This is a genomic window from Patiriisocius sp. Uisw_047, from assembly GCF_047730165.1.
In the GTDB taxonomy this organism is placed as follows: domain Bacteria; phylum Bacteroidota; class Bacteroidia; order Flavobacteriales; family Flavobacteriaceae; genus Patiriisocius.
Genome location: NZ_CP159834.1, coordinates 2,673,918 through 2,699,411 on the forward strand (window position 1 = coordinate 2,673,918; position 25,494 = coordinate 2,699,411).

Annotated in this window: 25 protein-coding genes; 8 read left to right on the forward strand and 17 right to left on the reverse strand. The window is 36.2% G+C overall.

Annotated elements, in window-relative coordinates; translation table 11 throughout:
- Nucleotides 1–44: 44 nt before the first annotated feature.
- The 7 genes from ABXT71_RS11630 to cysQ form a co-directional block, all read right to left on the reverse strand.
- Nucleotides 45–1,481, reverse strand: a complete 1,437-nt coding sequence (locus tag ABXT71_RS11630; protein WP_415371527.1) for a lipopolysaccharide biosynthesis protein — start codon at nt 1,479–1,481, stop codon at nt 45–47.
- 134 nt (nt 1,482–1,615) lie between these two features.
- A complete protein-coding gene (locus tag ABXT71_RS11635; RefSeq protein WP_415371528.1) occupies nt 1,616–2,605 on the reverse strand; it encodes a hypothetical protein in 990 nt (329 codons plus the stop codon).
- Between the two features lie 4 nt (nt 2,606–2,609).
- Nucleotides 2,610–3,863 carry a sulfate adenylyltransferase subunit 1 gene (locus ABXT71_RS11640; protein ID WP_415371529.1) on the reverse strand — a complete coding sequence of 418 codons (1,254 nt, stop codon included), beginning with the start codon at nt 3,861–3,863 and terminating at the stop codon, nt 2,610–2,612.
- 55 nt (nt 3,864–3,918) lie between these two features.
- Nucleotides 3,919–4,824 (reverse strand): sulfate adenylyltransferase subunit CysD, encoded by a 906-nt coding sequence (cysD, locus tag ABXT71_RS11645; RefSeq protein WP_415371530.1) that lies wholly within the window; start codon nt 4,822–4,824, stop codon nt 3,919–3,921.
- A gap of 1 nt (nt 4,825) precedes the next feature.
- Nucleotides 4,826–5,419 carry an adenylyl-sulfate kinase gene (gene cysC, locus ABXT71_RS11650; protein ID WP_415371531.1) on the reverse strand — a complete coding sequence of 198 codons (594 nt, stop codon included), beginning with the start codon at nt 5,417–5,419 and terminating at the stop codon, nt 4,826–4,828.
- The gene (locus ABXT71_RS11655) at nt 5,416–5,874 is read right to left on the reverse strand and encodes a DUF2061 domain-containing protein (RefSeq protein WP_415371532.1); all 459 of its coding nucleotides are present in this window, start codon (nt 5,872–5,874) and stop codon (nt 5,416–5,418) included. Before ABXT71_RS11655 ends, cysC begins: the two co-directional genes overlap by 4 nt.
- On the reverse strand, nt 5,874–6,671 hold the full coding sequence (gene cysQ, locus ABXT71_RS11660) for a 3'(2'),5'-bisphosphate nucleotidase CysQ (RefSeq protein ID WP_415371533.1): 798 nt from the start codon (nt 6,669–6,671) through the stop codon (nt 5,874–5,876). Before cysQ ends, ABXT71_RS11655 begins: the two co-directional genes overlap by 1 nt.
- A gap of 399 nt (nt 6,672–7,070) precedes the next feature.
- On the opposite strand from cysQ, the gene ABXT71_RS11665 reads away from it, so the two are divergent.
- From ABXT71_RS11665 to ribB, 4 genes are all read left to right on the forward strand, one after another.
- Entirely contained in the window at nt 7,071–9,422 is a 2,352-nt protein-coding gene (locus ABXT71_RS11665; RefSeq protein ID WP_415371534.1) for a DNA translocase FtsK 4TM domain-containing protein, read from the forward strand.
- Nucleotides 9,423–9,458: 36 nt separating this feature from the next.
- A complete protein-coding gene (locus ABXT71_RS11670) occupies nt 9,459–10,100 on the forward strand; it encodes a LolA family protein (RefSeq protein WP_415371535.1) in 642 nt (213 codons plus the stop codon).
- A gap of 36 nt (nt 10,101–10,136) precedes the next feature.
- Nucleotides 10,137–11,546 (forward strand): LptF/LptG family permease, encoded by a 1,410-nt coding sequence (locus tag ABXT71_RS11675; RefSeq protein WP_415373110.1) that lies wholly within the window; start codon nt 10,137–10,139, stop codon nt 11,544–11,546.
- A 185-nt stretch (nt 11,547–11,731) separates the two neighbouring features.
- Nucleotides 11,732–12,880: a 3,4-dihydroxy-2-butanone-4-phosphate synthase gene (gene ribB, locus ABXT71_RS11680; protein WP_415371536.1), complete on the forward strand. Its 1,149-nt coding sequence runs from the start codon at nt 11,732–11,734 to the stop codon at nt 12,878–12,880.
- Between the two features lie 186 nt (nt 12,881–13,066).
- On the opposite strand, the gene ABXT71_RS11685 is transcribed toward ribB, so the two are convergent.
- Nucleotides 13,067–13,207 carry a DUF2853 family protein gene (locus tag ABXT71_RS11685; RefSeq protein WP_415371537.1) on the reverse strand — a complete coding sequence of 47 codons (141 nt, stop codon included), beginning with the start codon at nt 13,205–13,207 and terminating at the stop codon, nt 13,067–13,069.
- Between the two features lie 292 nt (nt 13,208–13,499).
- Between ABXT71_RS11685 and purB the strand changes: the two genes are divergently transcribed.
- The gene (purB, locus tag ABXT71_RS11690; protein ID WP_415371538.1) at nt 13,500–14,843 is read left to right on the forward strand and encodes an adenylosuccinate lyase; all 1,344 of its coding nucleotides are present in this window, start codon (nt 13,500–13,502) and stop codon (nt 14,841–14,843) included.
- Nucleotides 14,844–14,948: 105 nt separating this feature from the next.
- Here the strand turns inward: purB and ABXT71_RS11695 are convergent, their stop codons facing one another.
- Genes ABXT71_RS11695 through ABXT71_RS11710 form a run of 4 tightly spaced genes read right to left on the reverse strand, consistent with a single transcriptional unit; the run spans nt 14,949 to nt 16,970 of the window.
- A complete protein-coding gene (locus tag ABXT71_RS11695) occupies nt 14,949–15,485 on the reverse strand; it encodes a DUF4252 domain-containing protein (RefSeq protein ID WP_415371539.1) in 537 nt (178 codons plus the stop codon).
- Entirely contained in the window at nt 15,485–16,021 is a 537-nt protein-coding gene (locus ABXT71_RS11700) for a DUF4252 domain-containing protein (RefSeq protein ID WP_415371540.1), read from the reverse strand. The genes ABXT71_RS11695 and ABXT71_RS11700 overlap by 1 nt, the downstream gene beginning before the upstream one ends.
- Nucleotides 16,022–16,045: 24 nt before the next feature.
- A complete protein-coding gene (locus ABXT71_RS11705; RefSeq protein WP_415371541.1) occupies nt 16,046–16,477 on the reverse strand; it encodes a hypothetical protein in 432 nt (143 codons plus the stop codon).
- Nucleotides 16,464–16,970 (reverse strand): RNA polymerase sigma factor, encoded by a 507-nt coding sequence (locus ABXT71_RS11710; RefSeq protein ID WP_415371542.1) that lies wholly within the window; start codon nt 16,968–16,970, stop codon nt 16,464–16,466. The genes ABXT71_RS11705 and ABXT71_RS11710 overlap by 14 nt, the downstream gene beginning before the upstream one ends.
- Nucleotides 16,971–17,204: 234 nt before the next feature.
- Between ABXT71_RS11710 and ABXT71_RS11715 the strand changes: the two genes are divergently transcribed.
- Nucleotides 17,205–18,593, forward strand: a complete 1,389-nt coding sequence (locus ABXT71_RS11715; RefSeq protein WP_415371543.1) for a S41 family peptidase — start codon at nt 17,205–17,207, stop codon at nt 18,591–18,593.
- Nucleotides 18,594–18,602: 9 nt separating this feature from the next.
- Here the strand turns inward: ABXT71_RS11715 and ABXT71_RS11720 are convergent, their stop codons facing one another.
- Genes ABXT71_RS11720 through ABXT71_RS11735 form a run of 4 tightly spaced genes read right to left on the reverse strand, consistent with a single transcriptional unit; the run spans nt 18,603 to nt 22,700 of the window.
- On the reverse strand, nt 18,603–19,442 hold the full coding sequence (locus ABXT71_RS11720; protein ID WP_415371544.1) for a S1 RNA-binding domain-containing protein: 840 nt from the start codon (nt 19,440–19,442) through the stop codon (nt 18,603–18,605).
- Between the two features lie 40 nt (nt 19,443–19,482).
- Nucleotides 19,483–21,156, reverse strand: coding sequence for a 2-succinyl-5-enolpyruvyl-6-hydroxy-3-cyclohexene-1-carboxylic-acid synthase (gene menD / locus ABXT71_RS11725; RefSeq protein WP_415371545.1), 1,674 nt, complete (start codon nt 21,154–21,156; stop codon nt 19,483–19,485).
- 31 nt (nt 21,157–21,187) lie between these two features.
- A complete protein-coding gene (locus tag ABXT71_RS11730) occupies nt 21,188–22,258 on the reverse strand; it encodes an isochorismate synthase (protein ID WP_415371546.1) in 1,071 nt (356 codons plus the stop codon).
- Nucleotides 22,259–22,280: 22 nt separating this feature from the next.
- Nucleotides 22,281–22,700 (reverse strand): PaaI family thioesterase, encoded by a 420-nt coding sequence (locus ABXT71_RS11735; RefSeq protein WP_415371547.1) that lies wholly within the window; start codon nt 22,698–22,700, stop codon nt 22,281–22,283.
- Between the two features lie 51 nt (nt 22,701–22,751).
- On the opposite strand from ABXT71_RS11735, the gene ABXT71_RS11740 reads away from it, so the two are divergent.
- Both ABXT71_RS11740 and ABXT71_RS11745 read left to right on the forward strand, forming a co-directional pair.
- Nucleotides 22,752–23,387: an alpha/beta hydrolase gene (locus ABXT71_RS11740; protein ID WP_415371548.1), complete on the forward strand. Its 636-nt coding sequence runs from the start codon at nt 22,752–22,754 to the stop codon at nt 23,385–23,387.
- 93 nt (nt 23,388–23,480) lie between these two features.
- The gene (locus ABXT71_RS11745) at nt 23,481–24,191 is read left to right on the forward strand and encodes a Two component regulator three Y domain protein (protein ID WP_415371549.1); all 711 of its coding nucleotides are present in this window, start codon (nt 23,481–23,483) and stop codon (nt 24,189–24,191) included.
- Nucleotides 24,192–24,520: 329 nt separating this feature from the next.
- On the opposite strand, the gene ABXT71_RS11750 is transcribed toward ABXT71_RS11745, so the two are convergent.
- Nucleotides 24,521–25,378, reverse strand: a complete 858-nt coding sequence (locus ABXT71_RS11750) for a bile acid:sodium symporter family protein (protein WP_415371550.1) — start codon at nt 25,376–25,378, stop codon at nt 24,521–24,523.
- Nucleotides 25,379–25,494 lie beyond the last annotated feature (116 nt).

Here is a 25,494-nt window from a genome sequence, read left to right on the forward strand (position 1 = left end):
AATACTTTAAAGTTTAAATAATACGAGCGTAATTTAAATGGTCACTATTTCAGCAACAGTATTTTTCTGATTAAATTTTTAATCTTCTCACCGTGAAAATAATAGATAACACTTCCGTAGATAAGAATCAAAACTAATAATTGAACAAATATATGTGCTTCCACAAACAAATAAATAGGTGACATAATTAAAATAGTCATGAAAAAACCAATTAATGGCGCCTTTAGTTTTACTAGAATATCTTTGAATGTGATGGATAGTTCTCTATTTAAAAAATAAAGAGATACAAAAAGGTTAATACATGCTGCCGCGAATATCCCTAAAGAAATACCTTCTACTCCATAAAAACTACCCAAATATACCGCTGGCAACATCACAAATAATAAGGTCAGTAAATATATAAATGTCTCTAATCTAGGCTTACCCAAACTTCGATACACGAGCGTACTCTTGTGGGTAAATAATTGTACAGGAACCACAAAGGCAAGGATTCTAATCACTGGTGCAGCCGTGCTCCATTTGCTGTCAAAAAAAAAATCTAAAATAGGCGAACAGAAAAACAGCATCAAAAGCATCACAGGATAAAGTACTATCGCATAATAAAGCAGGCTATTTAAGTAGTATCGTTTTACTAAGGCAATATCGTCTTGAACCCTACTGTAAAATGGAAATAACACTCGATCCATCATACTCGTAATTTGACTGCTCAACAAAATGGTAAACATAAAAGCTAAACTATAGATGCCAAGTATTTTTGCCCCCATTATTTTACCTATAAATAAATTATCCAGATTACCAGTTAGCACTATTAACAGGGTGGTAATAAATATATATCCACTTATCTTAAATATTTCTTGTAAATACCTTATACTGAAAGTAAACCTAGGTAGCCACTTCACCAAAATTAAAAATAAGGGTAGCTGAATCAAATAAGGTAAAGAAATGTAAAACACAAGTGACCATACCCCAAAACTATTCAATGCCATAGTAATCGAGATCAAACCAGCGATTACAACAGATGACGTTTGAATCAAAGCCATCTTTTTAAAATTTAACACGCGTAAAATTTTTACGCGATGCACTAAGGTAATGGCCTCTATAATTATAGGAATGGTTAAAACAGGGAGTATCTTAACGGTACGAGGTTCTTCAAAGAAATTTGAAATAAGTGGATTACCAAAAAAGTACACTAATATGAATATCAGACTAGCCCAGACTATCCCAAACCAAAAAACAGACTGATAATGAATGTCAAAAAGTTGCGCCTTCTTTCTCTGAATCAAGGCGTTTTTCATACCGAGATCTGCAATAACTTGAATGATGCTTGTAAAGACAACGGTCATTGTAACTAAACCAAAATCCTCTGGAAATAGTACATTGAGTAAAACTAGTTTTACGATAAAATCAAAAATGCGGCGGAACAAGACTTGTATTGCACTCCAAAGCAAACCTGCTTTCAGTATCTTATTTAAGTCTTTCATTATATAAAAAAGAAGTTGTTTTCTGTTGGTGTCATAAAAAACTATTAAAACAAATCTAATGGTTTAGCATAACATATGCGATGTGATTAAGATTTATTCTAAATCAAGTTTCAGATCAAAAAAGACAAGCCATGTCAATCAATATTTATTTTGATTATTGAAAAGATATTAAAAATGCTATCCTTCGGAAATATAAATTGTGAAACGTAAGTTCCATCTATTGTATATTTTTCAATACGTGTGGGTAAAGGCTTATCAATCAGCTTCTTTTTTGAAACAATCGTTTTTACCCAATCAAGATTTTCTGTAAATTTTGTAGTTCGTAATTTTGTAAAGCCCACATAAAAATAATCTTCATCAACATAAATCCCTCTACACCAACCCAGAGGAGTGCCTTCTACTTCTTTTTCCCCTGTCAATTTAATAGACTTTGATTCCTTCATGGTTGCTTTATCTATAATGACCACGTAACCATTCACGGTAGTAAAATAAATAAAATTATCTTTTACAAATCCATCGTGAGGCAGTCCAGCAGAAATATTTATTGTATTACTTATATCTTCAATACATACCGCATCCATCATCTTTAACCGTGTAACCCATATTTGATTATCTATCTCAAATAAGTTATTAGGATGTGCTTCGTGCGGCTTTAAAGAAGACCTTTTGTTTAAATTATCGCTCTCCTTAAAGCGATGAAATGGTAGTTTACCCGCAATATTAACGATCGTTCGTTCTCTCGTATTTAAATGTATCTTAAATACAGCATCCATACCTGTCACAGCAACATAAAGTATTCCATCCTTTACAAGAACATCATGAAGGTCATTAAATAAAGGGTCTGTAATTACTTCTTCTACTTCGTATGTAGCAGCATCTAATACAAGAACCTCTGTTCTAGTTGGGATATAAAATTTAGAATCAACTCTGCAGAAACCTCCAAAAGTTATAGAAGGAGCTATATCTGCGCAATATTCTTTAGGCGAAATATAATTTAATACTGGTTTGTAGGTTTTTTTAGTGAAATTAATTTCGGCTAACTCTGCTTTCTTAAAGACATGACCAGGGATTAGTTCTCCAAGAACACGTGGGATTCCACCAGAAATTAAAAATTTTTCATCCATCTCTTTATACAATCATTCCAGCTGCAACAGTCTCATGTGTAGTGTCATCTATGAGGATAAAACTACCTGTTACTCGGTTATCTCTATACTCATCAATCATTAACGGTCGTGTTGTTTTTACTGTAACTCGAGCTATCTCATTCATATGTAATGAAGTGTCATCTTCAATTCGAGCATAGCTATTAATATCTATTTTATAGACTATGTTTTTTAACATTGCCTTTTGTTCATTTGAAGTATGAACAATGGTATATTTTGCTCTAGGTTTTGCAGCTTCATTATGTAACCAGCAAAGCATTGCATCAAACTCTTGCATAGGCTTTGGTTGATTTTTCACTTTAACGATCATATCTCCCCTACTCACGTCAATATCATTTTCTAGCGTTACGGATATAGACATGGGAGCATAGGCTTCAGAAAGAGGGCCTTTATCTGTATCTATGGTCTTAATCTTAGAATTAAATCCTGAAGGCAACACCGTTACTTCATCACCAGGTCTTAAAATACCGCTGGCTAATCGCCCAGCATACCCTCTGTAATCTATAAATCCCTCACGTTGAGGCCGCAAAACGGTTTGGACTGGAAAACGCGCGTCTATTTTATTTAAATCACTACTTATATGTAGTGTTTCCAGCGTATGCAATAATGGAGCTCCCTGATACCAGTCCATATTCTCACTTCGGTTCACCACATTATCCCCATCTAAGGCGCTCATGGGTAATGACCTAACATCTTTTACATACAGCTTTGATGAAAATTCTTCAAATTGAGATACGATATCGTTGTAGACTGTTTCAGAATAATCAACTAGATCCATCTTGTTAACACACACAATAACGTGCGGTATTTGTAACAATGAGGCAATAAAAGCATGTCTTTTAGTTTGTTCGACAACACCATGTCTGGCATCAATAAGAATTAACGCAGCATTTGCTGTTGACGCCCCTGTAACCATGTTACGAGTGTACTGTATATGCCCTGGAGTATCTGCTATAATAAACTTCCGTTTTGGTGTAGTGAAATATCGGTAGGCAACATCAATAGTGATCCCTTGCTCCCGCTCATCTCTAAGACCATCTGTAAACAAGGCTAAATCTACACCGTCATGTCCTTTGCGTTTACTAGTTGCGGCTACAGCATCCAACTGATCCTCAAAAATAGCCTTACTATCATAAAGTAAGCGACCTATTAACGTACTCTTACCATCGTCAACACTACCAGCCGTTGTGAATCTTAATAATTGATTGTTATCTATCATTTGAATTTTCCATGTTTTATTCTAATTTGAAGCTATAAACGTAAAAAATGTGATGTTAAAAATACCCCTGCCTTTTTCTATCTTCCATAGCACTTTCACTTCGTTTATCATCTGTACGATTACCACGTTCTGTTTGTTTCATCGAACTTACTTCTGTAACAATTTTTTCAAGTGTGTCTGCCTCAGACTCCATACCGCCAGTAATAGTGATATCGCCTAAGGTTCTAAAACGAATTTTTCTATTTTCTACTTTTTCACCTTCTTCTAATTTTAAATGCTCTGAAACTGGTATCCAACTATTGCTTCTCCAAACCACGTCACGCTGGTGCGCTAAGTATAATGAAGGGATTGCAATATTCTCTCTTAAAATATAATTCCACACATCCATCTCTGTCCAATTACTGATGGGGAATGCTCTAAAATGTTCTCCCTCAAAATGTTTTCCATTTAAAATGTTCCAAAGCTCTGGCCGTTGGTTTTTAGGATCCCACTGTCCAAAGTCATCTCTATGTGAGAAGAAACGCTCTTTTGCTCTTGCCTTTTCCTCATCTCTGCGTCCTCCACCTATTGCACAGTCTACATTATTTGTTTCTATAGCATCAAGAAGGGTTGTTATCTGCAATGTATTACGCGTAGCATTTTTACCTTTTTCTTCAGCTACACGTCCTTTATCTATTGCCTCTTGTACAGACCCTACTAAGAGCTGAACACCAAACTGTTCTACTAAATCGTCTCTAAACTGGATGGTTTCTGGAAAATTATGTCCCGTATCTACGTGCATCAAAGCAAAAGGAATCTTTGAAGGATAAAACGCTTTTTTAGCTAAATGAGTAACTAAAATGGAGTCCTTACCGCCTGAGAATAAAATAACTGGATTCTCAAACTGAGCCCATACCTCACGAAGTATATAAATTGCTTCAGACTCTAACTCATCTAGATAATTAAGATAGTACTTACTCATTTTAAAAGGCTAATTTTTGTTCTATATTCTTAAGAATCTTAGCTACGCTCTCGTCTATAGTAAGTTCTTCTGTTTTTATTTCAATGTCTGGATTTATTGGAGCTTCATAAGGCGCTGAGATACCTGTAAAATCTTTTATCTCTCCTTTTCGTGCCTTGGCATATAAACCTTTTACATCTCGTTTCTCACATACCGAAAGAGGGGTGTTGATGTAAATCTCGATAAAATTTTCTGCCCCTACCGCACTCCGCACTCCCTCTCTATCCTTTGAATAAGGAGATACAAACGCAGATAAAACTAATAAACCTGCATCTAACATCAATTTTGATACTTCTGCAATTCTACGTATATTTTCGACTCTGTCTTCTGGAGAAAAAGCAAGATTATTATTTAAGCCTTTTCTTACGTTATCACCGTCAAGTGTATATGTGTGAATTTTCTGAGCAACAAGTTGCTTTTCTAATGCATTTGCAATGGTAGACTTACCTGAACCAGAAAGTCCTGTAAACCAAAGAACTAAACCCTTATGACCTTTTAATTGGGATCGCTCTTTTGCGCTCACCTCGTAGGTATGTGCAAAAACATTCTTATTCATTGCGCAAAAATTTTTTTAACATAATCACGTATTCTGCCTAAAGGTATGGTTAGCCACAAGCGTTCGTGAAAATAGTATAATACAAACTTAGTAATTAACTCTGTCAATGCGATAAAAAGTGCAATTTCATTAAAACCATTGAGCACCGCACCAGAAATTAAAAATGTTGTGGTCGTAGCGATGATACGCCACACGATGGTTTTATAAAGTGTTTGACTTTTTGTTATATCCGTCCCGCGTCTTTTGTATTGCCAAATGCGCTCATGTACATAATAGATGATGAGTTTTATTAAAAACTCTGTAAGGCCTATTTTTATGGCATTTTCCAAACTACAATCACCTAACAAACAAGTGACAAACAAGACCACGAGCAACGTATCTGTAGTGGCAATTACACGCCAGGAGACCCCCTTTAAGATACTCCGAACATGAGATTCTTTATTAATTGCAGCCATTAACTTTGCACGATAAAATAGGGGTTTAATAAATTTTCTTTATTATACTTTAATGGTTCATTAGTCGTAACATCTATAACTTGTACACCCGCTGCTTGGCAAATAGCGTGTCCCGCGGCAGTATCCCACTCCATTGTTGGCGCATATCTAGGATAAATATGTGCTTCTCCTTCTGCGACCAGACAAAACTTCAATGAGCTCCCTTTAGATACAATCTCCACCTCGTGCTTCTTTTGCAACTCACTTACAAAAGCCTTAGTATCATCATTTAAATGTGATCGACTCCCCACCACTTTTACCACGCTATCATCTATTTTTATAGGCGATATAGGTGTCGCATTTTTTAATATTTCAGAAATAAGTATTCCTTCTGAAATATCATCCATTTTAAAAGATTGCTTCCCATTATCACCTGTGAAGTAAAGAGTCTTCGATACTGGCACATAGATAACACCCATAATTGGAGTACCGTTTTCAACCAAAGCAATATTTACTGTAAACTCACCATTACGTTTAATAAACTCCTTTGTCCCATCCACCGGATCCACGATCCAACAGGTTGACCACTCTTTTCTTACAGTATAATCAATCTGCTTATTTTCTTCACTGATAATGGGGAACGATGTCTTTTCTAGATATTGATTGATTACTTCATTTGCATTTTTATCTGCAATAGTTAAAGGCGAATCATCCCCTTTCTTTTCTACGTCAAAATCTGTCGCATATACCTCCATTATTCTAGTACCCGCAACAAGTGAGGCTTCTAATATAATAGCAAGGTTTTCTTGGTAATTCATATTCAAATTTTAAAGACGTAAAGGTATCATTTTCCTCCTAAGTGTATTTATAAGAATCATTCTGATTCTGATTTTGATTTTTTAAAAAATTATAAACCAGGGCTATCAACCAACAAGCATCATCACTATTCCTTTATTAATATCCTTTTAAAAACTTCAATAAAAATTTTCAAACCAAAAAACCCTCTGAAAATTTATTGCTTTAGTGTCACTCCTTATTAATGATAGAGATCATTCCATTCATATTTTAGAAAAAAACCAAATGAATAGGTCATTAAATTAAGCAAATAACATAAAAACGAACCTAAGCCTCTTTTATTTCTTACCAAATTTTAAAATCTAAACTCACTTCTTACATTTACAAAATATGTATTTTTGTTAAAAGAATCCTACCTTAGAATGGCGAAAGCAAAAAAGAAAACAAGCCCTAATACAAAAACGTCCCGTAAGCCTTTTTCGTTTACGCTCTCTAAACAGCAAAAAATTCTATTCGGTAGTTTTTTACTTTTGCTAGGTCTTGGGTTACTCTTTTCTTTTATATCTTATTTCTTCTCTTGGCAATCAGACCAAAGCGAACTTGCTACATTAAGTGATCGTGAGATCGTTACAAAAAATTGGTTAAGCAAGTCTGGGAGTTGGCTAGGTAACTTATTTATCTACAAAGGTTTTGGAATCGCAGCATTTATAATGGCTTCATTAGTCACCCTAACAGGAGTGTATTTCTTTTTTGATTATGTTAAGACCGCTTTGAAGAAGTTTTGGTTTTGGGGTGTCCTTTTAATGATTTGGCTTTCTGTTTTCTTCGGATTCTTTTCTGAGACAAATTCCCTATTGTCTGGAGTCATTGGTTTTGAAATTAATGATCTACTTCAAGACTATCTAGGACTTATAGGTGCTATTCTCATAATGACATTTCTTGCCATCGTCTATCTTGTAGTAAGACTAAAGTTAACACCGCAGCGTGTGGGAGCAGCATTTAATAAGACGAAAGCCGTGATCGCATCAGACTTTACTGAAGACACAACAAAGGAAAGTAATACAGCTGCTATTACTGATGAGACTACTACCAAACCTGTTATCCAAAATGATACACCTTCACCTCCATTAAAAGTAACTCCAGTCACTCGACCAGTAGAAAAAATAATCATTAAAAGCGACACAGACTCCTTAGCAATGGAAGTCGAGGCCGCTAAAGAGGAAACGGTTGAGGAGAAACTAAGCAATAAGCTCGTTGAAGATTTTGGGCAGTTTGATCCTACCCTAGAATTGAGTAATTATAAATTCCCTACCATAGAATTATTAAAGGATTATACCCACGGCCAAGGGATTACCATCAATCAAGAAGAACTAGAAGAAAACAAAAACAAGATTGTAGAAACGCTTAATAATTACAAGATTGGGATTGCAAACATTAAAGCGACCGTTGGGCCAACAGTTACTTTATATGAGATTGTACCAGAAGCTGGAGTTCGCATTTCAAAAATTAAAAACCTTGAAGATGATATTGCACTATCACTCTCCGCTTTAGGCATCCGTATCATTGCGCCTATTCCAGGAAGAGGAACCATTGGTATAGAAGTACCAAACAAGAACCCAAAGATAGTATCTATGCGTTCTGCTATTGCCTCCCCTAAGTTTCAGAATGCAGAAATGGAATTACCTATCACTCTAGGTAAAACAATTAGCAATGAAACTTTTGTTGTAGATCTTGCAAAGATGCCTCATTTATTAATGGCGGGTGCCACAGGACAAGGAAAATCTGTTGGACTGAATGCGATATTGACCTCCTTACTTTACAAGAAGCACCCAGCAGAAGTGAAGTTTGTACTCGTAGATCCTAAAAAAGTAGAGCTCACATTATTTAACAAAATAGAACGTCATTATCTTGCGAAGCTTCCAGACACCGAGGAAGCCATTATCACAGATACTAACAAAGTAATTAATACTCTAAATTCACTCTGTATAGAGATGGACGCGCGGTACGACTTACTAAAAGACGCCTTAGTTCGTAATATTAAGGAATACAATACAAAATTTAAGCAGCGCAAATTAAACCCAGAAAATGGGCATCGCTACTTACCATACATCGTTTTAGTTATTGACGAATTTGCAGATTTAATAATGACTGCAGGTAAAGAAGTAGAAACACCTATTGCAAGATTAGCACAGCTAGCAAGAGCCATCGGGATTCATTTAATTGTAGCGACACAAAGACCTTCGGTAAATGTAATCACAGGTATCATTAAAGCAAATTTTCCAGCACGAATTGCTTTTAGAGTAACCAGTAAAATAGACTCTAGAACGATCTTAGACAGTAGCGGAGCAGACCAGCTTATAGGACGTGGAGATATGCTATATACATCAGGAAATGAACTCACCAGAGTGCAATGTGCATTTGTAGACACACCAGAGGTGGCAGATATCACAGAATTTATTGGGTCACAGAAAGCATATCCAGACGCCTATTTATTACCCGAATATTCAGGTGAAGAAGGCGGTGGCACAAATCTTGATAATGATATCAATGAACGAGACAAACTTTACAGAGATGCGGCAGAAGTACTAGTGATTGCCCAGCAGGGAAGCGCTTCTCTCTTGCAACGAAAACTGAAGTTAGGGTATAATAGAGCCGGAAGAATAATAGACCAACTAGAAGCCGGAGGTATTGTAGGCCAATTTGAAGGAAGCAAAGCAAGACAAGTTTTAGTACCAACTCTAGAGGCATTAAAGATGCACCTAGAAAATGAATAATATTTTTACTGTTTCAGAAATAACAATAATAATAAGATGAAAAAAACAATAGTACTTTTTGTAGGCATTTTATGTGTGAGTTTTGCTCAGGCACAGGATATGAAATCGTTATTAAATGATGTTTCTCAAAAGGTGAAAAGTTATGAGAACATTGAGATTGAATTTAAATATAACTTGTCAAATGACAAAGAAAATGTAAATCAAGACACCAGAGGGAACGTGACGCTTTCTGGCAACAATTACGTTCTTAATATGTTGGGAACTACCCGCATTTTTGACGGTAAAAATATTTACACGTTAGTACCAGAAGATGAAGAAGTAACCATCTCTGCATACAATGCAGAAGACGATAAAGATATAACACCTTCAAAAATGTTGACTTTTTATGAAAAAGGCTATACATTCAAAAAGGACATTCTTCAAGATGTAAAAGGACGTAAGATACAGTACGTAAAGCTGATCCCTATTGATCCAAATGCAGAAATTAAAATCATCCTTCTTGGTATAGATGTGCAAACAAAACATATTTACAGATTGATCCAGACTGATGCGCAGGGAACAAAATACACTTTGACAGTAAACTCTTTTAAAACCAATCAACCTTTGTCAAAAACGATGTTTACCTTTGACGAAGCAAAATATACAAAAGAGGGCTACTACATCAACAGGTTAGACTAGTTCCGTTTTCGATTGAAAATTCTAGATAAATACATATTGGTTAGTTTTTTGAAGACGTTTTTTAGCGTCTTCATTATTTTAATGTTCATTTTTATCCTGCAAGGTATTTGGCTCTATATTTCTGAGCTTGCCGGCAAAGATCTTGATCTTAGTATTGTATTAAAATTTCTTTGGTTCTACTCCCCTAGAATCGTAACACTCGTATTACCTCTCAGTATTTTAGTTACCTCTTTAATGGTTTTTGGGGGCTTTGCAGAACGCTATGAGTTTGCCGCAATGAAGTCCACTGGGATTTCGCTACAACGGGCAATGCGCAGTCTTTCTTTATTTATCGTATTACTGGGGATTACAGCATTTTTCTTCAGTAATAATGTGATTCCGTATTCAGAATATAAGTGGCAAAATTTACGCCGAAATATTCAACAATTCAAACCTTCTATTGCCATTGCAGAAGGCCAATTTAATCAGATAGGAGAAGACTTTAATATTAAAGTAGCCGAAAAATCTGGCGAACGTGGGGAGTTTCTGAAAGAAGTGATTATTCATAAGAAAAATATGAAGCGCCCTTCTAGTAACCTGATTGTTATTATCGCAGAAGACGGAGAACTTGCCAGCATAGAAGGAAGTAATACCCTGAGTCTTATTCTTAATAACGGACATTATTATGAAGAGATGGTCGAGAAAGATTATAAAAAACAACAACGTGAACCATTTATCAAAACGTATTTTGAACAATACACCATCAACATTGATCTTACTGCACTGAACAAGAAGGATGTAGAACAAGAAAATAACATAAGTAACCAGAATATGTTTAATATAGGAGAACTAAGCACTTCTATAGATTCTTTGTCTGAAGCCTACAGTAAAGATATAGAACGATTTTCTGAAAATATGTATTACCGTACTGGAAGTGTGAAATTTGTAGACAAAAAAACTTTGACCGTAGTTTTAAATGACACTATAAATTCTGTTCTAGATATTTATCCAGCCCATCAACGAGCAGACATTATTGCTATGGCTGTTAATAATGCAAATGGAACGATCCAAGCTGCGGCGGCCAAGAAAAAAGATGCTAAGAGAAAGGTGAGACGACTCAATAAATATGAGATTGCACTTCACGAAAAAATTGTGCTCGGTATTGCTTGTATCATTTTGTTTTTTATTGGTGCGCCTTTAGGGGCTATTATCCGTAAGGGAGGAATGGGATTACCTATGGTTGTTGCGGTTGTATTATTTCTCACCTATCACTTCATCGGTATTTTTGCAAAGAACAGTGCAGAAGACGGCTCTATCCATCCTTTTATAGGAACTTGGATTAGTACGCTTATTATGCTTCCCTTGAGTGTATGGTTGACATATCGCGCTACCACAGATCAAGGTATTGTAGATTTTGATCAGTTTGGTCAACGCATTGCGCGGTTGTTCAAAAAACGGGCTAAATAGTACTTCTGAAATAAAATTGTTTTAAACATCGTAAGTAAAACAATTTATAATTCTTTAAAAGTTCTTGATTCATACTCCTCGCAACCCACCCAAATAGATATTCTGGTTAATTTAAATAACCTCCATCAAAATACACTTCACAATCCCCAAGTAATCTTGTATCTTTGCAGCCTTAAAATAGGACAATGATTACGACGATTAACAGTACCCAAATTGAGTTAAATACTATAGAAGAAGCTATTGCAGATATTAAGAAGGGCAAGGTGATAATTGTGGTTGATGACGAAAATCGCGAGAACGAAGGCGACTTTATTGCTGCGGCAGAGATGGTAACTCCAGAGATGATAAACTTTATGGCGACGCATGGTCGTGGCCTTATATGTGCACCTTTAACAGAGGAGCGCTGCAATGAGCTTGACTTGACGATGATGGTGGAGAATAATACTGTTTTGCACCATACGCAATTTACGGTATCTGTAGATCTTATAGGTCACGGTTGTACTACCGGAATTTCTGTTCACGATAGAGCAAAAACGATTAAGGCACTTGTTGATCAAGACACGAAGCCAAGCGACCTTGGGCGCCCAGGACATATTTTTCCCTTACGCGCTAAAGAAGGGGGTGTTTTACGTAGAACTGGGCACACAGAAGCGGCTATAGATTTTGCAAGACTAGCAGGATTGCAACCCACAGGAATTCTTGTCGAAATCTTAAACGAAGATGGAACCATGGCTCGTCTTCCTCAACTAGCTGCAGTTGCAAAAAAGTTTGATTTAAAGCTGGTAAGTATAGAAGCACTAGTAGCTTATAGAATGGAGCACGACTCTCTAATCGAGAAAAAAGAAGATTTTACGATTAATACAAATTTTGGTTCTTACAGATTAAGAGCATATCAACAAACGACCAATGATCAAGTGCATATTGCTTTAACGAAAGGTAGTTGGTCTAAAGATGAGTCTGTTTTGGTACGTATGAACTCCACACTCGTTAATAACGATATTCTAGGAACGCTTACAAATAGTGTAGATAAAAAACTTGAAGATATGTTTGCTGCGCTAAACGCTGAAGGCAAAGGAGCGATGGTATTTATCAATCAAGAATCACAGTCTTTTAATTTGTTAAACAGGCTTAAAACATTGTGCGAGGTGCAAGAAGATGATCAGATTGCAAAAGCACCAAGAATCACAATGGACACAAAAGACTTTGGGATTGGCGCTCAGATTTTACACGATCTTGGGGTTCACAAAATCAAACTTTTATCTAATAGCGAACAGACAAAGCGAGTTGGGATGATAGGCTACGGATTAGAAATTACTGATTATGCTACTTATTAGATATAGATTTTATTAAACAAAAAAATCTAACAAATAAAAAAGCCCACAAGCGTGGGCTTTTTTATTTGTAGTAAAATGGCGAGAGCTTAAGCAAGCTCGTATGCTACCATATAATAGAATGCTGGACAACTCTTCTGGTTGCTTCCAGAAATTTAACTCGCTGCAGCATTAATTGCTTTCATTCTTCTATCCTTGATCTTCTAAGCCGCACTTATTTAGGGCGAAATTTATATACACCGTCTCTAATTCCCACTTATCAGTACCAGACACCAATAAAGCATCTCTATTTCCAACCATAGTACGTAGACTATTTACATAACGATCCAATTAACGTCATCCACTTTTGAAACCCCACACTCCTTTAGTTTTGCTAATTTTTCGCTCGTATTGTTATTTTATAATATTCGTTAATTTATTTGATTGAAATAAAACTAGTTTTAATATTTGAAACTTAGTGTTAATTACTGGTTAAGAATTGATTTAAAATCATTTAGTACCTGTATTTCCATTTCGCAGTAAAAAGTATACTATCAAAACTCAGTCTATTAATTGTAATAAAACCCAGTGGGAGGACTTAAGAGTATTGCGTATCTTTGCTTCTTAAAATTTTTTAGCAATTATGAGTCACCAAGCATTAAAAGCAATCTCACCAATAGATGGGAGATACGCATCAAAAACCGCATCTCTAATTCCTTTCTTTTCTGAAGAAGCCCTCATTAAATATAGAGTGCAGGTAGAAGTAGAATATTTTGTAGCACTGGTGAATATCCCATTACCTCAGCTAAGTGAATTTGACACGTCTCTTTTTCCCGCCTTGCGAAAATTATACAGCGAATTTACCAGCGAAGATGCTCAAAAAATTAAGGATATTGAGAAAGTAACCAATCACGATGTAAAAGCAGTAGAGTATTTCATCAAAGAAAAATTTGACGGACTAGGGTTACAGAAATACAAAGAGTTTATTCATTTTGGGCTTACTTCACAAGACATCAATAATACAGCAATTCCGCTATCCTTAAAGGAAGCTATGAACGAGGTGTATGTGCCTATATTCTTTGAGTTAAAAGGAAGATTAAGTAGTCTCGCTTCAGACTGGGCAGACATTTCTATGCTTGCTCGCACACATGGACAGCCTGCTTCTCCTACACGTTTAGGAAAAGAAATACAGGTATTTGTGACACGTCTTGATGAGCAATTTGATTTATTAAATAATATAAAGAGCGCAGCAAAATTTGGCGGTGCCACAGGAAACTTTAATGCGCATAAAGTGGCGTATCCATCTATAGACTGGAAAGCTTTTGCTAACGAATTTGTACAAGGAACTCTTGGCCTACACCATTCCTTTCCTACTACTCAAATAGAACACTATGATCATATGGCGGCTTTGTTTGATTGCTTAAAGCGTATCAATACCATTATTCTAGACCTTGACAGAGATGTCTGGACCTATGTCTCGATGGATTATTTTAAACAAAAAATTAAAGAAGGCGAAGTAGGCTCTTCTGCAATGCCACATAAAGTGAATCCTATAGACTTTGAAAACAGTGAAGGGAACATAGGGATTGCAAATGCAATATTTACACACCTTTCAGAAAAATTACCGGTGAGTAGGTTACAACGTGACTTAACAGATAGCACTGTACTAAGGAACATAGGCGTGCCTATTGGTCATACATTAATAGCTTTTCAATCTACCTTAAAAGGACTGAGTAAACTATTATTAAACGAAGCGAAATTTAAACAAGATCTTGAAAACAACTGGGCTGTTGTGGCAGAGGCTATCCAGACCATCTTGAGAAGAGAAGCGTATCCTAACGCCTACGAAGCATTAAAAGGTTTAACAAGAACAAACGAAGCCATTAACAAAGATTCAATTGCTAACTTTATTGAAACTCTAGCTGTTTCAGAAGCAGTTAAAGTCGAGATGCGAGCTGTGACACCTTCAAATTACACAGGAATATAATTAGCGGTATCTATTTGTGGATAATTCAGAAACTAAAAACTAAACCCCATTCTAATTAAAGAATGGGGTTTCAGATGACTAATTTACTGGTTATTTTTACTACTTTTAAAATAAGGCTTCGATGCCTGCAAGTGCAGATAAATTTACATTATCTGTATCCATCGTTTCTACCATTCGAATCATATCACCAGGGTTCATATCCTTTCCTAATAATCTAAAAACTATAAAACCTCTTTCAGAATCATTACCAAAGATGATCACCTCATCTATCGCGTCATCTTCTCCAAGATATTTAAGAGTAACACCTTTTTTGTTACTCCCCATTTTCATTAAGGTTTGATAACGTTCCTGGCTTAAGATATCTAGTATTTTTGTGCGCTCTGCAGTATATTCTACCTCATTGTCCTTCATAGGATACGCAACTACATTTATCTTTTTAACCGTCTTAAGTACTTCTTTCTGCTCTGGAGAAAGTTTATCCTCCTCTGCATACAAAAGGCTAGTCGCTAGATCTACCTTTACAAAATTATTGTCTTCCTGCTTATCTACAAGATATTCTTGCAGTGAAGGCCCACTGTTACAGCTTGCGAATAACAGACCTCCTAAAAGCAGCCCCGTGATAAATTTTACAATTGTTACCATTATCTATTCTTTTTTTCTAATGACTTAATTGCATCAGCCCCTGGCACATCTAGATTCTTTGTTAATTTCGAAATCTGTTTCAAATCTATATTACCAGTAATACTCATTACAACTGTTTGGTTCTTGCCATCTTTAGTACCTTCTAAGAACATTAAGAGCTCGCTTACGTAGTTTTCATTCTTTCCTTCTCGTGAATAAAACTTGATATTATTACCATCATCCTTCACGCGCATTAGCTCAGACAAACCTTTGCTTCCGTCTATGTAACTAGATACAGAACTGCTCATTTTTACCGCAATACTAGAATTATCTGTAGTAAAAATCTTGATGTTATCCAGATTCTCTACTAAGTCCATAAACTCATTTACCTCTTGATCATCTGTATCGAGATCTATTTTAGCAAGAAGTTTGAACATTTTTTTTGTAATAACTACAGAAGATACATCGTTGTCATTCTCAAATGATGACCAAAAATTCTGTGCATTGATCGCCAATGGAGCGATAAATAGTGCGAGTAATAGTGCTATCTTTTTCATTTTATTTGTTTTAAGTGTTTGATTTTATTTAAAATACTTGTTAGTTGTGTTTGCAAATTCATTGAGGTGACCCAACTCTTCCGCCCCTTTGTTTAAATTTTTAGATAACAATAACAATGCCTCTTTACCTTGATTAAAGGCCATCACAGCTTCTTGCTCTTCTTGCGTTAAGGTATTTGCATCAGTATAGACATAACCGGATACAGCTAAGACAATGACTGCCGCGGCTGCTACACCCATCCACCATCTATTTTTTGATTGCTGCGGAAACGTGACGGCTTTCACCATTGTCTCCTCTTTTGCCACTTGAAATCCTATAAATAAAGAAATGTAGCACTCGTGTTCTTGAGCGATTGCATCACTGACAAAATACGCTCGCAATGTCTTTTCTTGCGCTAGTGTAGTTTTGCCTTCAAAATATGCCTCGAGTATTTGAGTAATTTTAGCAGATTCCATAGCTATGTTTTTTTATTAATTGTTCTCTAACTGTTTTCCTCGCTCTAGACAATCCAACCCGTATGGCGGTCTCGCTGCTATCGAGCATTTTTGCAATTTCTGCAAACTCAAATTCTTCTACGTCTCTAAGTTGAAGAATTATCCTTTGCTGTTCTGGCAAGTTTTCCATTATTTTAAAAACCAGCGCCACACCGTCATTTGCTTCAATTTTTTTCTCCAGATTTTCAGAAGTTTTATAATTGGTATGTACAATTTTTAGATTCCCTGCCTGTTTAGACTTTAATCTATCTAGACAATAGTTTTTAGTCATTGTAATGGCAAATGCTTCTGGGCTTCTATACTTTTTAATATTCTGTTTCCCGCGCCAAAGTTTTAAAAAAACTTCTTGCACTGCGTCTTCGGCTTCATCTTTAGAGACTAAAAGGCGCTTTGCGATACGATATAATCTATCCTTAAAGGGAAGCACCGTATGTAAAAACTCTTTTTGGTCCATTAAAGGTCTGCTTTAGTTTTGGTTAGTGTTGCACGCCCCGATTACAAAACGGTATAATTGGCTGTGTTATTAAAATGACGAGCCACTCTTTCTTTTGTTACTATAAAATTTCAAAAATCATAAAATAAACCGTTTTCTTTCTTTTTTCTGAACTTTTATCGACGCAAGCCCTATCTTTAAATCGAACAATAATGCTAGGTTTATTACAGCCATACTATAAAAATACACATTGAAATGAAAAAATACTTTATAATCCCCGTTTTACTTCTTACCCTGACGTTTACATCATGTTTTGATGATATGGATGACGTAGAACAAGTAGCAACCACAGCCCAAATTAATGACTTTATTTACAGAGGTCTTAATTTTTTCTACCTGTATAAAGCAGACACAGGTGAACTTGCAAATGATGCCTTCACAAGCACCCAAGCTAAAAATCAATTTATCTCGAGTTTTGACAGCCCAGAAAGTTTCTTCTCATTTCTAAAATCTGATCAAGATCGTTTTAGCTTACTATTTGATGATTATATCGCCCTAGAGAACGCGCTTGGTGGAATCTCACTAAATAATGGGATGGACTTTGGTCTGGTCTTATATCCAGACGCTAGCGGTAACGTATTTGGATATGTGAGATTAGTATTGCCTAACACAAGTGCTTCAGATGCTGGTCTAGAACGTGGCGTTATTTTTAATACAGTAGATGGCACGCAACTGAATGCAGATAACTTTAACGACTTATTAACCCCAGACACTTACACAATAGGGCTGGCCACATATGACGGTACGACCCTGACACCCTCAAGTGAAAGCGTTACTTTAATCAAAACTCAATACACAGAAGACCCTGTATACATTACAAAGACCCTGGACGTTGGCGGGACTAAAGTAGGTTACATAATGTATAATTCGTTTACCGCAAGTTTTGACGAAACACTTAACGGCGCCTTTGGTCAACTACAGGCAGAAGGGGTAACAGAGTTGGTTTTAGACCTTCGCTATAACGGTGGAGGCTCCGTGCGTACCGCAACAGATTTATCTGGAATGATCACAGGTCAATTTACAGGGCAAGTTTTCTACACAGAACAATGGAATGATGATAGACAAGCAGCATATGCTAACAATGGTCTATTTACAAATGTAACCCGAAATGATAGTCCATTAAACAGTTTAAACTTATCCCGTGTACACGTCTTAACTACAAGAAGAACGGCTTCTGCTAGCGAACTTGTAATAAACGGTCTCGCGCCCTATATAGACGTTGTTCAAGTAGGGACAAATACGACGGGTAAATTTCAAGCCTCCACGATTCTATATGATGCACCCGCACCTGGTTTTAGTCGTAGTGAAGCAAACCCAGCACACACCTACGCAATGTTACCTCTTATATTTAAAACAGCAAATGCCGCTGGAAATACGGATTATGTGGATGGTCTATTACCAGATATTGAACTTGAAATAGATTATTCAAATCTAGGACAACTAGGGAATGTAAATGAACCTTTACTCGCAGCAGCGCTTAATAATATTCTACCTGGTCCTATTACACCTAGAAGATCTGCTACTTTAGAAAAAGAACTGGACGTGAATAATGGGTTAGAGATAATGGTCGTGGAGGGGTTTTAAATACCTCAGCTATTCATCACCAATAATTGCAATTCCATCTGCCTTTATGGTAATTTGTTTCTCACGGTATAAAGTACCTATGGCTCTTTTAAAGCTCTTTTTACTCATTCCCATTTCGTTTTTAATCGTATCTGGGTCGCTTTTATCGTGTAATGGCAAGAATCCTCCCGCGGCCTTAAGCTCGTCTAAGATGAAGTTTGCATTAGGCTCAATACTTCTATAACCTGGAGCCTGAAGCACCACGTCTACTTTGTTATCTTCACGCACTTTCTTTACATACCCTTTAATACGATCTCCCGTACGGATGTCTTCAAAAATATCATCGTTATGGATGAGTCCGCTATGTTTGCCTTCTATGATTACGTTTGCTCCAAGTTCTGTAATATGCGTTACTAACAACTGTACTTCTTGGTATTTCTCTAGAACTACATTCTCATTATCAACATATCTATTGGTCTTACTAGAACCCACAAGACGGTTCGTTTGATCATCTAAGTATAAATATACAATGTACCAATTCCCTACTTTCATAGGACGTGCCTGCTCTTTAAAAGGAACAAATAACTGTTTCTGAAGCCCCCAATCCATAAATGCCCCAAACTCATTTACATCACTACAATGCAAATAACCAAAATCATTTAAATGAACATAAGGAGTCAAGTTGGTCGCTACAGGACGCTCCTCAAAATCCAGATATACAAACACTTCGAGCGCATCCCCTATCTCAAACGTTTCTGGCTTGTATCTATGCGGTAATAATACAACATTTTCCTCCTCATCACCCAAGTATAATCCTGGCTCCGTCTCCCTTAAAATGGTCAATGTATTGTACTCTCCTATTCTAATCATAGCTTAAAAATATGGCGTAAAGGTACAATTTATACCGCTCCTATTGTATCTTTTTAAAATAATCAAGGAGCACCAGGTCATTCACTTCTGGCGGTGTAAAAACCTCTAGTATTGTAGGCGCTTCGGAAACATTAAATAAATAACCTAACTCCTGTTTCAGTCTATCTAGGTCTGTTGCCTTGGCGTAATTACAGTTGTATTGCTTTGCAAGATGCTCCGCTGTTAAGTGATGGCGGGTTTCAAAGTAGGATTCAAAATGAGTAACGGTCTTTGCCTTTGGTAAAATCCTGAAAATACCTCCACCACTATTATTGACAACGATGATTTTAAAGTTAGCAGGGATGTAATTATTCCATAAAGCATTACTATCGTAGAAAAAACTAAGATCTCCTGTGATAAACAAAACTGGTTTTTCTGTTTGTACGGCAGCGCCTATTGCCGTGCTCATACTACCATCAATCCCACTAGTTCCTCTATTGCAATAAACATCAATACTGCTTTCTATTTTGAATAACTGCGAATAGCGAATCGCCGTACTATTACTCAATTGTAATTGATACTCTTTTGGGAGCTTCTTAAAAATCTGCTCGTAGACTTTAAAATCTGAAAAAGGAGCAGCTGCTAAATAAGCCGCGTGCTTTAATTCTCTGTCTTTTTTTATTTCTAAGACACTACTTCTATAATTGCTTTCAGACATTTGCTGCTGTATGAGCAATCTTTCAAAAACATCCTGTGGACTTGCCTTAATATGTCCACTTAGTGAGAAATAAGTGTCGTAAGCTTTTTTAGGGTCAATGTGATAATGATGTGCTGGTTGGTGCGTTCGTAAAAGGGCTTTTACTTTTTTACTCACAATCATTCCACCAAGTGTGATGAGCAGCTCTGGCTGGAAAGAAATTAAATTTTCAGCAGAGAATGGCTCTATAAGTTGGTCAATGGCATGTATTGCAGAAGGATGGTGAATGTTTGATGTCGTTTCTGTCATCATCACTACACGAGAATCTCGGGCTAATTCCTGTATAATTTCAGTAGTAATCGTATTTGGTTTTTGAACACCTATTAAAATGAGTGTTTTACCCGAAGCATTCCAAAGCTCCTTAAGAGTTGCTATTTCCGAAGTAATAGTGTCACTTACCGCTACTATTCTTCTGGCGGGAACATGCTGCGGTCGTATGTGTAAATCGTCCACTAAATCATACAAAGGCTCTGAAAATGGGAGATTTATATGCACTGGGCCTTGAAGTTCGATCGCAGTATTAAGAGCAATATTTATTTCTGTTTCATTGTGCTGTTCCTGGCTTGTTCCTTCTATACAATTTGCACTATATAAAATGTGATTGGCAAACACATTTTCCTGATTGATCGTTTGCCCATCACCTATTTCAATAAGGTTATGAGGTCTATCTGCACTTAAAACGACTAAAGGTATATCACTATAAAAAGCCTCTGCAATGGCCGGATAATAATTAAGTAAGGCGGAGCCTGAAGTACAAACTAAGGCAACAGGCTTCCCTGTTTGCTGCGCCATCCCGAGGGCGAAAAATGCGGCACACCGCTCGTCAACAATACTATAAGTCTCAAACGAATTGTCTTCGGTAAAGCCTATGATTAAAGGCGCATTACGTGATCCTGGTGAGATTACAATCTGCGTTATTCCTTTTGCAAGGCATAATTGCGTGATAGTCTGAGAAAGTATATTTGACGAAAATTGCATGGATGCAAAAATACAGCTAAGCGATCACATGTTAAAGCATAGGAGCGACTACCTTGAGCATCGTCTGTAATTTATTTTGGGTCTCTATCCATTCAAGCTCTGCATCAGAATTTTCAACAATACCACCACCTACATATAAGGACGCAATGTTATTTTCTATTTTCATTGAACGCAGATTAACAAACAAACTACTTCCTTCTTTCTCGCAGTTGATAACTCCTAAAAATCCAGTATAAAATTCGCGATTATAGTGTTCATGCGTAAGGATAAAACTTTTAGCATTTTTAAAAGGAGTTCCACAAACAGCAGGTGTAGGATGCAAAGCATTTACAAACTTTACGATGCTTGCATTTTTTCTTGTCACAACTCCAGAAACATCTGTTCTTAAATGGACTAGATTTCCCGCTTGTTGCGCATAGGGTCTGGACACCTTTAAAACTTTAGTGATATGCTGTAATGAATCAAAAATAGCACTTGTGACAATTTCTTGTTCAGAAATCTCCTTGTAAGACCATTCTGCCTTTTGATTACCAAGTGCTTTTTTAGTTCCAGCGAGAGACATTGTAGAAAAATTTTTATCCTTCAATTCTAACAGTGTTTCTGGTGTTGTTCCGCACCAGAGAGAAGTCTCTGGATGATACCATAGATACTTAAGTCCGTTGTAATTTTTGGTGAAAATTTGGTCAGCAAGTGTCTCTATATCAAAGGAAGAAAGCTCAATCTCCTTTTTTCTTGAAAGAACAATTTTTTTCGTTCTTCCGGTTGCGATTTCATCAATGGCAGCATTTACAATATCTATATGATGCTTCTTTCCTTGATGTTCATCTGGAATTTGAATTTCGCCGTCTGGCAGCATTGACAGTTCTGGAATGGGGACACTTTCAAAATCAGCCTGCGCAGCATGAATCATCATTACCGTTTTTTCAAATTCAAAAGGCGCCATGACAAATCCTTTTTGGTCAAAAGTCTCTGTAGTCAAATGATCTGCAGTGTTTTGGAAATAAGCTAAGACTTCATTTTTTTTTGGAAAACAATATAATACAAATGGCATTTCTTTATCATACCACATTTTTGCTTTTTTAATGAGTTGTTTGTAGGTCATAGTTATTAGTATTTGGTTACCCTTACTTACGTAAACAAATGGTGGTCAGTTTTACTAATGATATTAATTCTTTATCACTATTTGTAACTGGTATATGCCATAACTGTGTGGTTCTTCCTTTGTGGACTATTGTTGCAGTAGCATACACATAGCCATCTTTGATGCTTTTTACGTGATTTGCAGCAATCTCTATGCCTCGAATTTGAACCCCATCTTCTTTTAAAAACAATACAGAAGCGGCGCTACCCACACTTTCTGCAAGTGCTACCGTCGCACCTCCATGTAAAACACCGTCTGGCTGATGTACTCTTGGAGTAACAGGCATACGGGCAACAACAGTATTCTCTGTAATGTCAACAAATTCAATTTCTAGTGTTTCCATAAGCGTGTTTTTACACATGGCGTTACACGTCTTTAACATCGCTTCTCTTGATTGTTCCATCTGTTATCCGTTCAAATTTATACCTTTACAAAAATACAAATTAGCCCTATAATGTCTTCTAAAAAATCGATTAGTTATAAAACTACAAACAGCTACCATACCAATGGTGAACTAAATGAACACACTGAGACCGTTTGGATTGTTTTTCACGGTATGGGATATTTAAGCACCTATTTTATTCGTTATTTTTCTGAACTCCCAGAAAATCACTTTGTGATTTGTCCACAAGCACCCTCTAAATATTATCAAGGATCCCAACTTAAACATGTAGGATCATCGTGGCTCACTAAAGAAGATACAGTCGCAGAAACAATAAATGTACTTAGCTACATTGACGCAGTGTTTAAAAAAGAAGTTATTCAAAAACCTAAAAAACTAATTGTTTTGGGTTATTCTCAGGGAGTATCTATCGCAACGAGATGGACAGCTTCTCGCCAGATACAATGTGATCACCTTGTGCTACACAGCGGAGGAATCCCAAAAGAACTAAGTTCAGCAGATTTTAGCTATATGGACCAGAATACTAAAGTGACATATCTTTATGGAGATAAAGATCAATATATTACGCAAGCAAGAAAAACGGAGGAAGAATTAAAAGGAAATAAATTATTTGGAGATAGATTAGAAATATCAGTATTTAAAGGGGTTCACGAGGTAAACACCGAGTACATAAACAGTTTGTCGTAAAACGGCTGCACTTTAACTGTGTATTTGGTCGATTATATTTGCACAAACGCTTTATTTAACGTTTATTTACACCATAATGTAAATCTTATCAATATGAAAAAACTAATCACACTTTTTACCATGTTATTTATGTCGGCTTGCTTATTTGCTCAGGTGAGTGAAGGAGAAAAACATGCACTTCTAGATTTTTATATTAGTACCAACGGTGATACCTGGAATACTACTTGGGATGCAAATACTCCTGTTGCTGAATGGCACGGTGTTACTGTAAAAAACAATCAAGTTGTAGCTGTAAACCTCATGTTCAATAATCTTAAGGGACACTTACCTACTTCTATTGGACAACTTGAAAACCTTCAAAGTTTAGAACTTTCATTTAATCAAATAACAGGAACATTACCAGTTTCTATAGGTGGTATGACTCAATTAAAAACACTTGCCATTAATGGTAATCAACTAGAAGGTACTATTCCTGAAAGTCTTGGTAACCTAAGTAATCTTGAGCAACTACATTTAAGTAGCAATAACTTTTCTGGATCTATTCCTTCTTCTTTAGGTGGTCTAGCAAATCTTGAAACACTTAATGTATTTGACAATAGCTTGACAGGTACAATACCGTTAGGCCTTTCTCAATTTTCACATCTTAAAAAACTTGTGATTGCTGAAAATGATATTATTGCAGCTGATACATTTGCCCAAGTAAACCTTTTTGAAGTTGATAACGACAATACGCTCTTTAAAACACCAAAAACTTTCAAAGAAAAAACAGTCCTTGCCATAGAAACAAGTGACGATACTGACTAGAGTAAATTCAAATTAACTTTAAAAGAGAGCGATTTTTAAAAAAATCGCTCTCTTTTAAAGTTCTAATTATTATTTATCAGCATCTTATGTGGATACAAACTATTCACTTATCTTTTTCTTCACATATAATAATAATATGTTAATAAAAATGTTGCTTTTGAGTAAAATAATGATATAAATGAGTAAAAACAATGCTACATTTGCATTGTACCTAAGGTACAATAATATTAGTGCTTATTACATTGAAGCATTTACAACAATTAGTTGTTATTTATAATGATTAATTTATTTGGTTAGAGCGGCTCCCCGAAAAGGGAGTCGCTTGTTATTTACACCTGTTTTGAACGAGAACCAAAATAGATAATCACTCCTCCCGTCATAAACATAAGAAGACTATATACCGCAGGAGCAATAGCAAATGCGGTGTTATTTAATAACACTACAGCTACTGTTATGGCCAATGTACCATTTTGTATCCCAGACTCAATTGCGATGGCTATAGATCCAGCCTTAGGGATCGTAAATAGTTTTGCTGCTATATAGCCTATTCCCATGGTCAGTATATTAAGTAGTAGCGCAGCGATGCCAGCTTGTTCAAAATATGCGACAAAATTCTCGCGCTCTTTAATTACCAATCCAATAATAATGAGCGCTAGAACCACTGCAGAAGTAATCCGTACTGGTTTTGCCATTTTTAATGCAAACCTCGGATAATACTTCCTTATGGACATTCCTATAATTATTGGAATCACTACAATCACAAATACTTGCAATATGGTTTGTAAAACCCCTAACGCTACCACTTGACCTTCCCCCATAAACCTGACTAGAGCAAAGTTCACTATAAAGGGTATTGTTAAGATGGTGATTAAACTGCTTACCGCCGTAAGTGTAACAGAAAGTGCAAGATCGCCTTTAGCAAGGTGTGAAATAAGATTTGAAGTCGGACCTCCAGGACAGGCAGCCAATATCATAATACCAACAGCCACTTCTGGGGGAAGCGAAAACACCATGGTAATTCCTAATCCGATTAAGGGAAGGATAATCAATTGATTTGTAAGCCCTACAAAAATCGCTTTAGGGTAGAGTAAAACACGTTTAAAATCTGAAAATTGTAATGTTAAGCCCATTCCGAGCATAACTATAAGCAGCGCTAAGCCTAAAATTGCAGTTGACAATGAATCCATAAGTAAGGTAATTAGTTGAAATAAAGATAGACATCAATTATTAGATAAAACAATTAAATAAAATATCACCACTTTATTTTATTCTCAAAATTAATTTTTGGTACTTTGTACTTATA

Coding starts and splice junctions, on each gene's coding strand:
- ABXT71_RS11715 (WP_415371543.1), top strand. CDS start 17,205: ATGAAAAAATACTTTATAATCCCCGTTTTACTTCTTACCCTGACGTTT.
- ABXT71_RS11635 (WP_415371528.1), bottom strand. CDS start 2,605: ATGGATGAAAAATTTTTAATTTCTGGTGGAATCCCACGTGTTCTTGGA.
- ABXT71_RS11740 (WP_415371548.1), top strand. CDS start 22,752: ATGTCTTCTAAAAAATCGATTAGTTATAAAACTACAAACAGCTACCAT.
- menD (WP_415371545.1), bottom strand. CDS start 21,156: ATGCAATTTTCGTCAAATATACTTTCTCAGACTATCACGCAATTATGC.
- ABXT71_RS11735 (WP_415371547.1), bottom strand. CDS start 22,700: ATGGAACAATCAAGAGAAGCGATGTTAAAGACGTGTAACGCCATGTGT.
- ABXT71_RS11705 (WP_415371541.1), bottom strand. CDS start 16,477: ATGGAATCTGCTAAAATTACTCAAATACTCGAGGCATATTTTGAAGGC.
- cysC (WP_415371531.1), bottom strand. CDS start 5,419: ATGAATAAGAATGTTTTTGCACATACCTACGAGGTGAGCGCAAAAGAG.
- ABXT71_RS11710 (WP_415371542.1), bottom strand. CDS start 16,970: ATGGACCAAAAAGAGTTTTTACATACGGTGCTTCCCTTTAAGGATAGA.
- ABXT71_RS11655 (WP_415371532.1), bottom strand. CDS start 5,874: ATGGCTGCAATTAATAAAGAATCTCATGTTCGGAGTATCTTAAAGGGG.
- cysQ (WP_415371533.1), bottom strand. CDS start 6,671: ATGAATTACCAAGAAAACCTTGCTATTATATTAGAAGCCTCACTTGTT.
- ABXT71_RS11700 (WP_415371540.1), bottom strand. CDS start 16,021: ATGAAAAAGATAGCACTATTACTCGCACTATTTATCGCTCCATTGGCG.
- purB (WP_415371538.1), top strand. CDS start 13,500: ATGAGTCACCAAGCATTAAAAGCAATCTCACCAATAGATGGGAGATAC.
- ribB (WP_415371536.1), top strand. CDS start 11,732: ATGATTACGACGATTAACAGTACCCAAATTGAGTTAAATACTATAGAA.
- ABXT71_RS11630 (WP_415371527.1), bottom strand. CDS start 1,481: ATGAAAGACTTAAATAAGATACTGAAAGCAGGTTTGCTTTGGAGTGCA.
- ABXT71_RS11670 (WP_415371535.1), top strand. CDS start 9,459: ATGAAAAAAACAATAGTACTTTTTGTAGGCATTTTATGTGTGAGTTTT.
- ABXT71_RS11720 (WP_415371544.1), bottom strand. CDS start 19,442: ATGATTAGAATAGGAGAGTACAATACATTGACCATTTTAAGGGAGACG.
- ABXT71_RS11750 (WP_415371550.1), bottom strand. CDS start 25,378: ATGGATTCATTGTCAACTGCAATTTTAGGCTTAGCGCTGCTTATAGTT.
- ABXT71_RS11745 (WP_415371549.1), top strand. CDS start 23,481: ATGAAAAAACTAATCACACTTTTTACCATGTTATTTATGTCGGCTTGC.
- ABXT71_RS11730 (WP_415371546.1), bottom strand. CDS start 22,258: ATGACCTACAAACAACTCATTAAAAAAGCAAAAATGTGGTATGATAAA.
- cysD (WP_415371530.1), bottom strand. CDS start 4,824: ATGAGTAAGTACTATCTTAATTATCTAGATGAGTTAGAGTCTGAAGCA.
- ABXT71_RS11665 (WP_415371534.1), top strand. CDS start 7,071: ATGGCGAAAGCAAAAAAGAAAACAAGCCCTAATACAAAAACGTCCCGT.
- ABXT71_RS11640 (WP_415371529.1), bottom strand. CDS start 3,863: ATGATAGATAACAATCAATTATTAAGATTCACAACGGCTGGTAGTGTT.
- ABXT71_RS11695 (WP_415371539.1), bottom strand. CDS start 15,485: ATGGTAACAATTGTAAAATTTATCACGGGGCTGCTTTTAGGAGGTCTG.